Below are 18543 nucleotides of genomic sequence, written 5' to 3'. Positions count from 1 at the left end.
TATATAGGAAAAATAATTGCTTGGTTTAATGAGGAGTTCTCTATGTTTTTTAATCGAAAAGGAATCAATCAAAAGAATTGGCGGATGATAAAGAAAGGGAAGCATTTTCTTTTTGGGTGCACTCTTTTTTTGGCTACAGGAGCAGTAATGATACAGAATCCACATCTTGTTCATGCTGATGAAATGGTTGCGTCTCTGAATGATTCAACTAAAGCCAAAGATGAAGATCCGAATAGTGAAAAGGTTCCAAACGATGAGGAAAATCATCCACAGGTAGAAAATCATGTTAAAGAATCAGATAAGATTTCTGAAAATGTGCAAGAAGATAAAAGTGCTGAAAAGGCTGTAGAGAATACAGTCAAAACTGTGAATAAAACTGCTTTAAATGAATTAATTGAAAAGATTAGGAACACTGATTTACAGACTAAAACAGTCAAATCAGTTGAAAATCTTAATCTCTCTTTGTCGCGTGCGCAAGCAGTCTTGGATAAGGCAGGTGCTAGTCAGGATGAGATAGATAAAGAAGTTCAAGTTTTGTCGGACTCATTTGCCCAACTGGAAGAGAAAAGCAATGACATAGACAAAAAAGAAAAGCAAGCAGACAAAGCAAACGATAGTGATGAAAAGAAAAATCTTTTAACAGAAAAGATCGCTAAGGTTCAGGCTCTTGTTTCAGAAATTAACCAATTAGCAGGAGAAATTAGCTATGAATTTAGTGAATCTGAAAGCAAATCTCTTCAAGTATTTGGTGATTTGTCTGAGGAAAAATCCACTGATAGTGAAGTTGATGGTGCTCTAAATGAAGCGAAAAGCCTCCGCAACAAAGTGGCTAATAGAGTAACACGAGCACATTCTGGAAAACGTGACCCACGCAATGGGAAACCGATTGATGGTAGGGGAGAGAGCGGGTTTAGAGGGATAGTATACACTCCCAAGGAAAATAGAAGAGATGGTAATCTTATTGAAAATGGAAGTACTGCTGTTTATTATAATTCAGATGAAATTTGGAGTTTAATCGAGATAAAAGGCGAAAGAGTAGGGAATGAAAGAAAGTTCACTACGTATGCTCGAGGAAAAGTAGTAGAAGATGTAACCCCGTATTATATTGTTACAGTAGGTTTTACCGCAAATTCTCCTATTAAAGGATTAAAAATGCAAGTTGCATACTGGGATAAGAAGGCAGGAGTTCAAAGAGTACGTGAAATAGAGTATGGTAGAACTGAGATCAATAATCCTATTACGAATGCTGCTATTAGAGGGGTTGTAGGAGAAGGAGCAATAGTTCAACCTGGTAGATATGAAGTTCATATTGCTTCGAATACAAGAGTAGCTCCAAATCAGTTAAAACCTTATACATTTACTTTTATTATTAAACCGCAAAGTGATCGTAATACAGTAAAGGATTTATCGCAGACATATGTAGATGATGTTCGTCATTTAACTGAAAATGAAAAAACAGCTTTAATTGAGAAATTTAAAGCAGAACATCCAGATATTATGAAACCTTCAGGTCATAAAAGTGACTTTGAGCGCGCTGAAATTTCTGCTGATGGAACAACGATGACAATCCATTTTAAAGATGGATTTAATCCTAAAACCATTCAGACAAATGCAACAAATGATGTTGAAGCAAAACATTCTAGTTTGACGGCTTATTTTGGGGATTCAAAAGAATTATATACGAATCCAAGGGAATTAGTACGCTCAAAAACAGGACACGAAGTACCAGCAACGGCTCAAGTAACCTATAAAACCCCTTTTAATTTGCAACAAGCAGGCACAAGAAACGTTGTCGTAACGACCACTTATCAAAATGGGGTAAAAAAAGATGTAACAACTCCTTATACTGTTTTAGATTTTATAGGAAAAGAAGATAAGAAAATTAATCAAAATCAATCTGGTCAATTAGGAGATGCTAGAAATTACGTAACAGTTTCAAATAATTCAGCGGTTCCCGGAGAGTTAACCGTTCGTTGGAAAGGTGGGTCATCTAATGTAGATACTGCTGCAGCAGGTATCCAGCATAAAGAAATCGAAATTCTTCGTGGCAACCATTTGATGAAAACTGTGAATATTCCGGTTGAGATTGTAGATAATATTAATCCAACGATTACTGCGCCTGACACTGTAACTCTAACAAGAGCAGAAGGATTGCCAACTAATATTTCCGTTGATGCACAGGATAATACTAGAGGTATTGGTCTTAAAGATGCTAATCCGATTGTAGTTGAAAATTTAGCCAATCCTTTAAGATATAATCCTTCAACAAAAAGAATTGAATTATCTGGTGTAATTCCAAATCAATTACAAAGTTTTCAAGCTACTGTTAAAGCAGTGGATAAAAAAGGAAATACGGCTACTAAAGCAATTAGATTCAATGTTCAAGCTCAGACAGATAAATATACAGCAGTTGCGAATCCACAAACACAAACAGTAAGTTATAGAGCTGAACCAAGTGCAGAAGCGAGTGTGAGTACTACAGGTTTACCATCTGGAACAACATATGCTTGGAAAACAAAACCGGACACATCTAGTCCAGGTAACAAATCTGGGGTAGTAGAAGTAACTTATCCAGATACTTCAAAAGATACAGTGAATGTAACAGTAGCTGTACGAAAATTAAGTGACGAATATGTTCCTACAGGAACCAAAATTGTTAGAAATCAGAATGTTCCTGTTACAAATAATGATTTAAAAGCTGCTGTAAGTGTGAATAATAGCGGTAATAGTAAAGTGAAATCTGTTACTGGATCTTCTATTAGCACTGTAAATGCAGGTACACAAACAATTAGAGCAACAGTGACGTATTTAGACAATACAACTGATCCTGTTGATATTCCACTTGAAGTAAAAGATGTAACAGCACCAACAATTCAAACACCAAGCGATAGACAAAATTGGGATTTAATTGCATTGGATAGAACATTACCTTCAATCAAGGTGACTTCTGTGGATAATAACGGAGGAACTGGGGTTAAATCAACAACGATAACAGGTTTGCCAGATTTCTTAGTATATGATGATGTAACTAAAACAATTAAGTTTAAAAATGGAGTTCAAGAAGTAACGAAACTACCTGTTGGGCAAGATAGTAAAATTTATAATGCTACTATCCAAGTTACCGATAATTCAAACAATTCAAGTCAAAGACAAGTAACCATTACTGTGAAGTCAATGACAACGAAATATACAGCGACTCCAAATTCACAAAAACAAACAGTAAGTTATGGAGTAACTCCAGATGCAGGAACAAGCGTGAATAAGAACGGCTTACCTACAGGGACTGCATACACGTGGGCAACAACTCCAAGTACAACAACAGGACCTGGAGATAAATCAGGCGTAGTAACGGTAACATACCCTGACGGTTCAAAAGATACCGTGAATGTTATTGTAAATGTTCGAAGACTAGCTGATGAACACGAACCAACAGGGAATAAAATCGTAAGAGAACAAAATGCTCCTGTGACAAATGAATCCCTAAAAGCAGCAGTAAGAATTAGCAATAATGGTAATAACAAAGTTAAAGCTGTTACTTCTGAGGGTACAATAAGTACTTCGAAATTTGGTAATAAAACAATTAATACCACAGTAACATACCTTGACGATACGACAGATTCAGTAACAATTCCTCTAGAAGTAAAAGACGTAACTGCTCCAACGATTCAAACACCAACAGAAGGTAAAACATGGGAAATCACAGCGTTAGATAAGACATTGCCTCCTATTAAAATAGCAGTTTCTGATAATCCTGGAGGAAGTGGAATTAAAAGTATTTTTCCAATTAACTTACCAAGTTTCTTGAAATACGACAAAACAACAAGTAGCATCGTTTTCCAAGATGGAGAACGTGAAGTTCCGAAATTGTCTGGAATTAATCGTACGACAAGAAATATAACGTTACATGTGGAAGATAATGCAGGAAATAGTAGTGAACGAACATTTAGTATTACTCACATAACTATGGCCGAAAAGCATAATCCACAAGCGAATGCAACGATTCAAGAAGTGAGCCATGGTGAAACTCCTAATCCGAAAACAAGTGTGAATACAGCAGGATTACCAACTGATGCTCAATATACATGGCAATCAACTCCGGATACGAGCAGACCTGGAAATAAAACAGGAGTCGTGAAAGTTACTTATCCAGATGATTCAGTAGATGAAGTAACAGTTACTGTAAAAGTTCGTAAGCTAGGTGATGAGTACGATGTTTCAGGAGCGCAAATAGAAGTAAATCAAAACACTCCAGTTACAAACGATGACTTAAAAGCTAAAGTAACCGCAACTTCAACAGTAGGCAATGTAAATGGAACAGATAAGATTTCAACAGTTACAGCACCTGAAATCAGCACAGCTAACTATGGTGAACAAAACATTACTGCCACAGTAACTTTCAAAGATGGAACAACCAAACCTGTGACAATTCCGTTGAAAGTTAAAGATGTAACGAAACCAACGATTGAGTCACTAACGGATAGACAAAATTGGGACTTAATCGCAGTAGAAGGATCAAACCCAGAAATCTCTGTAACAAGCGAAGACAATACAGGAGGAAGTGGTGTTAAGACAACGACAGTAACAGGTTTACCAGATTTCTTAGAATATAATGAATCAACTAAGAAGATTCAGTTCAAAGCAGGAGTGTCGGGTGTACCAAGTTTATCAGAAGGAACAGATGTACAACCTCATAATGTAACTATCACAGTTGTAGATAACGCAGGAAATGAAACAACAACAAACGTAACAATAACTGTGAAATCAATGACTACAAAATATGATGCAACAGCTAATCCTCAAAAACAAACAGTAAGTTATGGAGCGACTCCAGATGCAGGAACAAGCGTGAATAAAACCGGCTTACCAGAAGGAACAAGTTACGCATGGAAAACAACTCCAAGCACGACAGAAGGGGCTGGGGATAAAGCAGGAGTGGTTACTGTAACATATCCTGACGGTTCGAAAGATACAGTAGATGTGACAGTAAATGTAAGCAAATTAAGTGACGAGTATAATGTAACGGGATCACCAATCGAAGTTAATCAAAATACTCCAGTAACAAACGATGACTTAAAAGCTAAAGTAACCGCAATTTCAACAGTAGGAAATGTTAGTGGAACGGATAAGATTTCAACAGTAACGGCCCCTACAATCAATACAGCTAATTATGGTGAGCAAAACATTACTGCCACAGTAACTTTCAAAGATGGAACAACCAAAGAAGTGACGATTCCGTTGAAAGTTAAAGATGTAACGAAACCTACTATGTCAGCCCCAACTAACGGACAAAATTGGAACTTAATCGCAGTAGAAGGATCAAACCCAGAAATCCCTGTAACAAGCGAAGACAATACAGGAGGAAGTGGTGTTAAGACAACGACTGTTACAGGCTTACCAGATTTCTTAGAATATAATGAGTCAACTAAGAAGATTCAGTTCAAAGAAGGCGTAACAGGAGTACCAAGTTTACCAGAAGGAACAGATGTACAACCTCATAATGTGAAAGTCACAGTAGCTGATAACGCAGGAAACGAAGCAACAACAAACGTAACCATTACTGTGAAATCAATGACTACCAAATACGAAGCTACTGCAAACCCAGACAAACAAACAGTAAGTTATGGTGAAATTCCAGATGCAGGAACAAGCGTAAATAAAACAAACTTACCTGAAGGAACAAGTTATGCTTGGAAAACAATACCAAGTACAACAACACCTGGAGAAAAAGACGGAGTAGTAGAAGTAATCTATAAAGATGGTTCGAAAGATACAGTAGATGTAAAAGTTACAGTAAAAGAATTAAGTTCAGAATATGAAGTAACTGGAGCACCAATTGAAGTAAATCAAAATGATCCAATTTCTAACGACGACTTAAAAGCGAAAGTAACCGCAACTTCAACAGTAGGAAGCGTGAATGGAACAGATAAGATTTCAACAGTTACAGCACCTACAATCAGCACAGCTAACTATGGTGACCAAAACATTACTGCCACAGTAACTTTCAAAGATGGAAAAACGAAAGAAGTAACAATTCCATTGAAAGTTAAAGACGTGACGAAACCAACTATCTCAGCACCGGCGGAAAATACAAACTGGGAGATGACTGCTTTAGATAAAACATTGCCTCCTATGAAGATTGAAGCAGAAGATAATGCAAACGGTAGTGGAATTAAAAACGTCACGGTGACTGGATTGCCTGATTACTTAGAATATGATAGTACAACTAACGCTATTAAATTCAAATCAGGAAAACAAACAGTAGAAAAACTAGCTGAGAATACACCAAGTCAAGAATTTACTTTAAACATTCGAGCAGAAGACAAAGCAGGAAATGTCAGCGAAAGAACTGCGAAAATCACTGTATCTTCAATGAGTGCGAAGAATACTCCAACGCCAATTCCACAAAATACAGGTTATGGACAAGTGCCAGATCCTAATGCAAGTGTTGATAAAGCAAGCTTACCTGATGGAACAAAAGTAACATGGAAAACTCCACCTGTAGTTAACATACCTGGTGCAACAACTGGTGAAGTCGAAATTACTTATCCAGATGGTTCAAAAGATGTAGTGACAGTAAATGTAACGGTTAGAAAAGTAAGTGAAGATTTTACAGCAACTGGAACACAAATTGAAGTAAATCAAAATGTATCAGTTACTCCAGAAATGTTAAAAGGAGCAGTAACTGCGACAAATGCGCAAGGTGAGAATGGAAATCCTAAAATTGCAACCGTGGAATCCAAAACACCAATTAACACTGAGGCGTATGGAGACCAAACAATACAAGCAAAAGTAACATATATTGATGGTTCAGAACAAGACGTTACAATTCCATTGAAAGTAAAAGATGTTACGGATCCAACAATTCAAACACCAGCAGAAAATACAAACTGGGAAATGACGGCTTTAGATAAAACATTGCCTCCTATGAAGGTTGAGGCAAAAGATAATGCAAATGGTAGTGGAATTGCTGCTATTGAAGTGAGAAATATGCCTTCATTCTTAACATTTGATCAAGCTTCTGGAACAATTGTGTTCAAAGAGGGTGTTCTAGAAGTACCGAGAATTGATTCTGATAATGTAATGCATGGTGTAACGATAGTAGCTAGAGATAAAGCTGGGAATTCGACATCAATCTTAGTAAATATTACAGTTTGGTCAATGCGTGGAAAATACAGCCCAACCGCAATAGCGCAGGAAGTGGACAATGGACACGTACCAGATCCAGAAACAAGTGTAAACAAAACCGGCTTACCAGAAGGCACAAGAGTCACATGGAAAGACACGCCAGTTGTGAATACACCAGGAGATCATCCAAGTGTAGCCTTAGTGACATATCCTGACGGAACAATCGACGAAGTCACAGTACCAATTACGGTGAAAGAACAAAAAGATACGTTTAACCCAACGGCAAAAGATCCAGCTCCAACTGCTAAACACGGTAGTGACCCAAGTGCAGAAGGAAGTATCAATACTGATGGCTTACCAAGTGGCACAACGTATAAATGGGTAGAAAAACCAGATACCAATACAACTCCAGGAAGCAAACCAGGAAAAGTATTAATCACCTACCCAGACCATAGTACGGAAGAAGTTCCTGTAACGGTTGAAGTAACGCCACAAAAAGATGATTATGATCCACAACTAAAAGCACAAACGGTAGATAACGGAACAGTGCCAAAGGCAGAAGACAGTGTAGATAAAACCGGCTTACCAGATGGAACAAGAGTCACATGGAAAGAAACTCCAGTTGTGAATACACCAGGAGATCATCCAAGTGTAGCCTTAGTGACATATCCTGACGGAACAGTCGATGAAGTCACAGTCCCAATTACAGTTAAGGAACAAAAAGAAACGTTCAATCCAACTGCGAAGCAACCAGCTCCAACCGAAAAACACGGCAGTGAGCCAAGCGCAGAAGGAAGTATCAATACAGACAACTTACCAAAAGGTACAACCTACACATGGGTAGAAAAACCAGATACCAATACAACACCAGGAAACAAACCAGGAAAAGTATTAATCACTTACCCAGATAATAGTACGGAAGAAGTAACCGTAACGGTTGAAGTAACGCCACAAAAAGACGATTACGATCCACAACCAAAAGCCCAAACGGTTGACAATGGTCACGTACCAGATCCAGAAACAAGTGTAACCAAAACTGGCTTACCAGAAGGCACAAGGGTCACATGGAAAGACACACCAGTCGTCAACACCCCAGGAAGTCATCCAAGTGTAGCCTTAGTGACCTATCCAGACGGAACAGTCGATGAAGTCACAGTCCCAATCACGGTGAAAGAACAAAAAGATACGTTCAACCCAACGGCAAAAGAACCGAACCAAACCGTAAAACACGGAGGTGACCCAAGCTCAGAAGGAAGTATCAATACAGATGGCTTACCCAAAGGTACAACCTACACATGGGTAGAAAAACCAGATACCAATACAACCCCAGGAAACAAACCAGGAAAAGTATTAATCACCTACCCAGACCATAGTACGGAAGAAGTTCCTGTAACGGTTGAAGTAACGCCACAAAAAGACGATTACGATCCACAACCGAAACCACAAACAGTGGACAACGGAACAGTGCCAAAGGCAGAAGACAGTGTCGATAAGACCGACTTACCAAGCGGAACAAGAGTCGCATGGAAAGAAACACCAGTCGTCAACACCCCAGGCAGTCATCCAAGTGTAGCCTTAGTCACCTATCCAGACGGAACAGTCGATGAAGTCACAGTACCAATTTCGGTGAAAGAACAAAAAGATACGTTTAACCCAACGGCAAAAGATCCAGCTCCAACTGCTAAACACGGTAGTGACCCAAGTGCAGAAGGAAGTATCAATACTGATGGCTTACCAAGTGGCACAACGTATAAATGGGTAGAAAAACCAGATACCAATACAACCCCAGGAAGCAAATCAGGAAAAGTATTAATCACATACCCAGATAAGAGTACGGAAGAAGTGACAGTCACTGTAGAAGTAACGCCACAAAAAGATGATTACGATCCACAACCAAAAGCACAAACGGTAGATAACGGAACAGTGCCAAAGGCAGAAGACAGTGTAGATAAAACCGGCTTACCAGAAGCCACAAGAGTCACATGGAAAGACACGCCAGTTGTGAATACACCAGGAGATCATCCAAGTGTAGCCTTAGTGACATATCCTGACGGAACAATCGACGAAGTCACAGTACCAATTACGGTGAAAGAACAAAAAGATACGTTTAACCCAACGGCAAAAGATCCAGCTCCAACAGCTAAACACGGCAGTGAGCCAAGCGCAGAAGGAAGTATCAATACAGACAACCTACCAAAAGGTACAACCTACACATGGGTAGAAAAACCAGATACGAATACAACTCCAGGAAGTAAGACAGGCAAAGTATTAATCACCTATCCAGACCATAGTACGGAAGAAGTTCCTGTAACGGTTGAAGTAACGCCACAAAAAGATGATTATGATCCACAACTAAAAGCCCAAACAGTGGACAACGGGACAGTGCCAAAGGCAGAAGACAGTGTCGATAAGACCGACTTACCAGAAGGTACAAGAGTCGCATGGAAAGAAACACCAGTCGTCAACACCCCAGGCAGTCATCCAAGTGTAGCTCTAGTAACGTACCCAGACGGAACAGTCGATGAAGTCACAGTACCAATTTCGGTCAAAGAACAAAAAGATACGTTTAACCCAACGGCAAAAGATCCAGCTCCAACTGCTAAACACGGTAGTGAGCCAAGCGCAGAAGGAAGTATCAATACAGACAACTTACCAAAAGGTACAACCTACACATGGGTAGAAAAACCAGATACCAATACAACACCAGGAAACAAACCAGGGAAAGTATTAATCACCTACCCAGACCATAGTATAGAGGAAGTGACGGTAACTGTCGAAGTAACGCCACAAAAAGATGATTACGATCCACAACCGAAACCACAAACGATGGATAACGGAACAGTGCCAAACGCAGAAGACAGTGTCGACAAAACCGGCTTACCAGAAGGTACAAGAGTCGCATGGAAAGAAACACCAGTCGTCAACACCCCAGGCAGTCATCCAAGTGTAGCCTTAGTGACATATCCTGACGGAACAATCGACGAAGTCACAGTGCCAATTATGGTTAAGGAACAAAGAGAAACGTTCAACCCAACTGCGAAAGAACCAGGTCAAACGGTCAAACACGGCAGTGAGCCAAGCGCAGAAGGAAGTATCAATACAGATGGCTTACCAAAAGGTACAACCTACACATGGGTAGAAAAACCAGATACCAATACAACACCAGGAAACAAACCAGGAAAAGTATTAATCACTTACCCAGATAAGAGTACGGAAGAAGTAACCGTAACGGTTGAAGTAACGCCACAAAAAGACGATTACGACCCACAACCGAAACCACAAACAGTGGACAACGGAACAGTGCCAAAGGCAGAAGACAGTGTAGATAAAACCGGCTTACCAGAAGGCATAAGAGTCACATGGAAAGACACGCCAGTTGTGAATACACCAGGAGATCATCCAAGTGTAGCCTTAGTGACATATCCTGACGGAACAGTCGATGAAGTCACAGTACCAATTACGGTGAAAGAACAAAAAGATACGTTTAACCCAACGGCAAAAGATCCAGCTCCAACAGCTAAACACGGCAGTGAGCCAAGCGCAGAAGGAAGTATCAATACAGACAACCTACCAAAAGGTACAACCTACACATGGGTAGAAAAACCAGATACGAATACAACTCCAGGAAGCAAACCAGGAAAAGTATTAATCACATACCCAGATAAGAGTACGGAAGAAGTGACAGTCACTGTAGAAGTAACGCCACAAAAAGATGATTATGATCCACAACCAAAAGCCCAAACAGTGGACAACGGAACAGTGCCAAAGGCAGAAGACAGTGTAGATAAAACCGGCTTACCAGATGGAACAAGAGTCACATGGAAAGAAACTCCAGTTGTGAATACACCAGGAGATCATCCAAGTGTAGCCTTAGTGACATATCCTGACGGAACAGTCGATGAAGTCACAGTACCAATTTCGGTCAAAGAACAAAAAGATACGTTTAACCCAACGGCAAAAGAACCAGGTCAAACGGCAAAACACGGTAGTGAGCCAAGTGCAGAAGGAAGTATCAATACAGATGGCTTACCAAAAGGTACAACCTACACATGGGTAGAGAAACCAGATACCAATACAACCCCAGGAAGCAAACCAGGAAAAGTATTAATCACATACCCAGATAAGAGTACGGAAGAAGTGACAGTCACTGTAGAAGTAACGCCACAAAAAGATGATTATGATCCACAACCAAAAGCACAAACGGTAGATAACGGAACAGTGCCAAAGGCAGAAGACAGTGTAGATAAAACCGGCTTACCAGATGGAACAAGAGTCACATGGAAAGACACGCCAGTTGTGAATACACCAGGAGATCATCCAAGTGTAGCCTTAGTGACATATCCTGACGGAACAATCGACGAAGTCACAGTACCAATTACGGTGAAAGAACAAAAAGATACGTTTAACCCAACGGCAAAAGATCCAGCTCCAACAGCTAAACACGGCAGTGAGCCAAGCGCAGAAGGAAGTATCAATACAGACAACCTACCAAAAGGTACAACCTACACATGGGTAGAAAAACCAGATACGAATACAACTCCAGGAAGCAAACCAGGAAAAGTATTAATCACATACCCAGATAAGAGTACGGAAGAAGTGACAGTCACTGTAGAAGTAACGCCACAAAAAGATGATTATGATCCACAACCAAAAGCCCAAACAGTGGACAACGGAACAGTGCCAAAGGCAGAAGACAGTGTAGATAAAACCGGCTTACCAGATGGAACAAGAGTCACATGGAAAGAAACTCCAGTTGTGAATACACCAGGAGATCATCCAAGTGTAGCCTTAGTGACATATCCTGACGGAACAGTCGATGAAGTCACAGTACCAATTTCGGTCAAAGAACAAAAAGATACGTTTAACCCAACGGCAAAAGAACCAGGTCAAACGGCAAAACACGGTAGTGAGCCAAGTGCAGAAGGAAGTATCAATACAGATGGCTTACCAAAAGGTACAACCTACACATGGGTAGAGAAACCAGATACCAATACAACCCCAGGAAGCAAACCAGGAAAAGTATTAATCACATACCCAGATAAGAGTACGGAAGAAGTGACAGTCACTGTAGAAGTAACGCCACAAAAAGATGATTATGATCCACAACCAAAAGCACAAACGGTAGATAACGGAACAGTGCCAAAGGCAGAAGACAGTGTAGATAAAACCGGCTTACCAGATGGAACAAGAGTCACATGGAAAGAAACTCCAGTTGTGAATACACCAGGAGATCATCCAAGTGTAGCCTTAGTGACATATCCTGACGGAACAATCGACGAAGTCACAGTCCCAATCACGGTGAAAGAACAAAAAGATACGTTTAACCCAACGGCGAAAGAACCAGCTCCAACCGCCAAACACGGTAGTGACCCAAGCGCAGAAGGAAGTATTAACACAGAAAATCTGCCAAAAGGTACAACCTACACATGGGTAGAAAAACCAGATACCAATACAACTCCAGGAAGCAAACCAGGAAAAGTATTAATCACCTACCCAGACCATAGTACGGAAGAAGTTCCTGTAACGGTTGAAGTAACGCCACAAAAAGACGATTACGATCCACAACCAAAAGCACAAACAGTGGACAACGGAACAGTGCCAAACGCAGAAGACAGTGTCGACAAAACCGGCTTACCAGAAGGTACAAGAGTCGCATGGAAAGAAACACCAGTCGTCAACACCCCAGGCAGTCATCCAAGTGTAGCCTTAGTGACATATCCTGACGGAACAATCGACGAAGTCACAGTGCCAATTATGGTTAAGGAACAAAGAGAAACGTTCAACCCAACTGCGAAAGAACCAGGTCAAACGGTCAAACACGGCAGTGAGCCAAGCGCAGAAGGAAGTATCAATACAGATGGCTTACCAAAAGGTACAACCTACACATGGGTAGAAAAACCAGATACCAATACAACACCAGGAAACAAACCAGGAAAAGTATTAATCACTTACCCAGATAAGAGTACGGAAGAAGTAACCGTAACGGTTGAAGTAACGCCACAAAAAGACGATTACGACCCACAACCGAAACCACAAACAGTGGACAACGGAACAGTGCCAAAGGCAGAAGACAGTGTAGATAAAACCGGCTTACCAGAAGGCATAAGAGTCACATGGAAAGACACGCCAGTTGTGAATACACCAGGAGATCATCCAAGTGTAGCCTTAGTGACATATCCTGACGGAACAGTCGATGAAGTCACAGTACCAATTACGGTGAAAGAACAAAAAGATACGTTTAACCCAACGGCAAAAGATCCAGCTCCAACAGCTAAACACGGCAGTGAGCCAAGCGCAGAAGGAAGTATCAATACAGACAACCTACCAAAAGGTACAACCTACACATGGGTAGAAAAACCAGATACGAATACAACTCCAGGAAGTAAGACAGGCAAAGTATTAATCACCTATCCAGACCATAGTACAGAAGAAGTTACGGTAACGGTTGAAGTAACGCCACAAAAAGACGATTACGATCCACAGCCAAAAGCCCAAACAGTGGACAACGGGACAGTGCCAAAGGCAGAAGACAGTGTCGATAAGACCGACTTACCAAGCGGCACAACAATCGCATGGAAAGAAACTCCAGTTGTGAACACACCAGGAAATCATCCAAGTGTAGCCTTAGTGACATATCCTGACGGAACAGTCGATGAAGTCACAGTCCCAATTACAGTTAAGGAACAAAAAGAAACGTTCAATCCAACTGCGAAGCAACCAGCTCCAACCGCCAAACACGGTAGTGACCCAAGCGCAGAAGGAAGTATCAATACAGACAACTTACCAAAAGGTACAACCTACACATGGGTAGAGAAACCAGATACCAATACAACACCAGGAAGCAAACCAGGAAAAGTATTAATCACCTACCCAGACCATAGTACGGAAGAAGTTCCTGTAACGGTTGAAGTAACGCCACAAAAAGACGATTACGATCCACAACCAAAAGCCCAAACAGTGGACAACGGGACAGTGCCAAAGGCAGAAGACAGTGTCGATAAGACCGACTTACCAAGCGGCACAACAATCGCATGGAAAGAAACGCCAGTTGTGAATACACCAGGCAGTCATCCAAGTGTAGCTCTAGTAACGTACCCAGACGGAACAGTCGATGAAGTCACAGTACCAATTTCGGTCAAAGAACAAAAAGATACGTTTAACCCAACGGCAAAAGATCCAGCTCCAACTGCTAAACACGGTAGTGAGCCAAGCGCAGAAGGAAGTATCAATACAGACAACTTACCAAAAGGTACAACCTACACATGGGTAGAAAAACCAGATACCAATACAACACCAGGAAACAAACCAGGGAAAGTATTAATCACCTACCCAGACCATAGTATAGAGGAAGTGACGGTAACTGTCGAAGTAACGCCACAAAAAGATGATTACGATCCACAACCGAAACCACAAACGATGGATAACGGAACAGTGCCAAACGCAGAAGACAGTGTCGACAAAACCGGCTTACCAGAAGGTACAAGAGTCGCATGGAAAGAAACACCAGTCGTCAACACCCCAGGCAGTCATCCAAGTGTAGCCTTAGTGACATATCCTGACGGAACAATCGACGAAGTCACAGTGCCAATTATGGTTAAGGAACAAAGAGAAACGTTCAACCCAACTGCGAAAGAACCAGGTCAAACGGTCAAACACGGCAGTGAGCCAAGCGCAGAAGGAAGTATCAATACAGATGGCTTACCAAAAGGTACAACCTACACATGGGTAGAAAAACCAGATACCAATACAACACCAGGAAACAAACCAGGAAAAGTATTAATCACTTACCCAGATAAGAGTACGGAAGAAGTAACCGTAACGGTTGAAGTAACGCCACAAAAAGACGATTACGACCCACAACCGAAACCACAAACAGTGGACAACGGAACAGTGCCAAAGGCAGAAGACAGTGTAGATAAAACCGGCTTACCAGAAGGCATAAGAGTCACATGGAAAGACACGCCAGTTGTGAATACACCAGGAGATCATCCAAGTGTAGCCTTAGTGACATATCCTGACGGAACAGTCGATGAAGTCACAGTACCAATTACGGTGAAAGAACAAAAAGATACGTTTAACCCAACGGCAAAAGATCCAGCTCCAACAGCTAAACACGGCAGTGAGCCAAGCGCAGAAGGAAGTATCAATACAGACAACCTACCAAAAGGTACAACCTACACATGGGTAGAGAAACCAGATACCAATACAACCCCAGGAAGCAAACCAGGAAAAGTATTAATCACATACCCAGATAAGAGTACGGAAGAAGTGACAGTCACTGTAGAAGTAACGCCACAAAAAGATGATTATGATCCACAACCAAAAGCACAAACGGTAGATAACGGAACAGTGCCAAAGGCAGAAGACAGTGTAGATAAAACCGGCTTACCAGATGGAACAAGAGTCACATGGAAAGAAACTCCAGTTGTGAATACACCAGGAGATCATCCAAGTGTAGCCTTAGTGACATATCCTGACGGAACAATCGACGAAGTCACAGTCCCAATCACGGTGAAAGAACAAAAAGATACGTTTAACCCAACGGCGAAAGAACCAGCTCCAACCGCCAAACACGGTAGTGACCCAAGCGCAGAAGGAAGTATTAACACAGAAAATCTGCCAAAAGGTACAACCTACACATGGGTAGAAAAACCAGATACCAATACAACTCCAGGAAGCAAACCAGGAAAAGTATTAATCACCTACCCAGACCATAGTACGGAAGAAGTTCCTGTAACGGTTGAAGTAACGCCACAAAAAGACGATTACGATCCACAACCAAAAGCACAAACAGTGGACAACGGAACAGTGCCAAACGCAGAAGACAGTGTCGACAAAACCGGCTTACCAGAAGGTACAAGAGTCGCATGGAAAGAAACACCAGTCGTCAACACCCCAGGCAGTCATCCAAGTGTAGCCTTAGTGACATATCCTGACGGAACAATCGACGAAGTCACAGTGCCAATTATGGTTAAGGAACAAAGAGAAACGTTCAACCCAACTGCGAAAGAACCAGGTCAAACGGTCAAACACGGCAGTGAGCCAAGCGCAGAAGGAAGTATCAATACAGATGGCTTACCAAAAGGTACAACCTACACATGGGTAGAAAAACCAGATACCAATACAACACCAGGAAACAAACCAGGAAAAGTATTAATCACTTACCCAGATAAGAGTACGGAAGAAGTAACCGTAACGGTTGAAGTAACGCCACAAAAAGACGATTACGACCCACAACCGAAACCACAAACAGTGGACAACGGAACAGTGCCAAAGGCAGAAGACAGTGTAGATAAAACCGGCTTACCAGAAGGCATAAGAGTCACATGGAAAGACACGCCAGTTGTGAATACACCAGGAGATCATCCAAGTGTAGCCTTAGTGACATATCCTGACGGAACAGTCGATGAAGTCACAGTACCAATTACGGTGAAAGAACAAAAAGATACGTTTAACCCAACGGCAAAAGATCCAGCTCCAACAGCTAAACACGGCAGTGAGCCAAGCGCAGAAGGAAGTATCAATACAGACAACCTACCAAAAGGTACAACCTACACATGGGTAGAAAAACCAGATACGAATACAACTCCAGGAAGTAAGACAGGCAAAGTATTAATCACCTATCCAGACCATAGTACAGAAGAAGTTACGGTAACGGTTGAAGTAACGCCACAAAAAGACGATTACGATCCACAGCCAAAAGCCCAAACAGTGGACAACGGGACAGTGCCAAAGGCAGAAGACAGTGTCGATAAGACCGACTTACCAAGCGGCACAACAATCGCATGGAAAGAAACTCCAGTTGTGAACACACCAGGAAATCATCCAAGTGTAGCCTTAGTGACATATCCTGACGGAACAGTCGATGAAGTCACAGTCCCAATTACAGTTAAGGAACAAAAAGAAACGTTCAATCCAACTGCGAAGCAACCAGCTCCAACCGCCAAACACGGTAGTGACCCAAGCGCAGAAGGAAGTATCAATACAGACAACTTACCAAAAGGTACAACCTACACATGGGTAGAGAAACCAGATACCAATACAACACCAGGAAGCAAACCAGGAAAAGTATTAATCACCTACCCAGACCATAGTACGGAAGAAGTTCCTGTAACGGTTGAAGTAACGCCACAAAAAGACGATTACGATCCACAACCAAAAGCCCAAACGGTGGAACATGCTCAAGTCCCACTAGCAAAAGATAGTATTCATAATGTTAAAGATTTACCAGAAGGTTCAACATTTGAATGGAAAGATAGTAAAGTTCCAGATACTTCTAAACATGGTGAGAAAAAAGGAGTAGTAACTGTAACTTATCAAGACAGAAGTACAGAAGACGTTGAAGTTACAATTACAGTTAATCCTAAAGACTTTACTCCAATGGTTCCTAAAGAAAAAGTACCAGTGAAAAATCCTGATAACTTAACACAAGATGAACAAGATAAAGTTAAGAAAAATGTGAAAAAAGCAAATCCAGGAAAAGATGTAATTGTTGCTTCAGATGGAAATGTAATAATCACTGATCCAGAAACAAATGTCAGTCATAACATTCCTCGTGATGAATTGTTATTTGCATATGCAAAAGGTGAACCAGAAGTTTTGAAAATTCCGGAATTTAATGGTGGAGTAAACACTCCAGATGCTCCGGCTCATGAGATTCCAGAGTTTGCAGGTGGAGTCAATGGAGAACCAGAGGTACAACCAGAAAATCTAGGATACAACGGCCCAATTGGAACGACAGGAGTGGATGAAAACGGGAACTTAATAGATCCTCCAACAGTTGACATCCCAGAATTCCATGGTGCAGTAAATGGAGAACTTCCAGATCCAGTACAATTACCTAAAGTTCAGTTAATCATTACTAAATGGGTTGATGAACAAGGTAATGAATTGAAACCAGCGGATGCCAAAGCTCCATCGGTATTAGGTGAAGCCAATGAAGCATTTGAACATGGTGAAATTGAAGGTTATGTATTTGTAAGAACAGAAACTAAAGGTGATGTTGTAATTCACGTCTTCAGGAAAGTGAGTCCAGTTAGACCAACAGGTGACGGCCAACAAGGACCAGCTACGCCATCTGACGATACAAATCGTAGACCAGATACTGCTACCCCTGCTGAGGTGCCAGCTGCTCAACCGGCTGGACAACCAAGTCAAACAGTTGAAGTACCTACTCAATTGCCGAATGAAGTATCAGAAACTGCTTCATCAGTTTCTCAACCGCAAGCAGTATTGCCAAATACTGGTACGAAAGCAGATCGTGCTACAGGTGCATTAGGAGTTCTATCTCTTCTTGGCGCATTTGGTTTGCTATTTGCCAAAAAGAAAAAAGACGATGAAGAGGAAGCTTAAATAGATGATCTCATCTGATCCTTAGTAGCTTTCCCTGCATAAAGTCTTTGTAAATCAAAAAGAACT

General features: G+C 41.2%; 1 protein-coding gene. It reads left to right on the top strand.

The window, feature by feature from the left end; all coding sequences use genetic code 11:
- The first annotated feature begins 147 nt into the window (after positions 1–147).
- The gene (locus ACWPV5_RS06055; protein ID WP_454382845.1) at positions 148–18477 is read left to right on the top strand and encodes an SIALI-17 repeat-containing surface protein; all 18330 of its coding nucleotides are present in this window, start codon (positions 148–150) and stop codon (positions 18475–18477) included.
- Positions 18478–18543: the final 66 nt, after the last annotated feature.

The organism is Streptococcus sp. Marseille-Q7156 (assembly GCF_965119495.1).
This window is presented reverse-complemented; position numbering and strand designations above follow the sequence as displayed.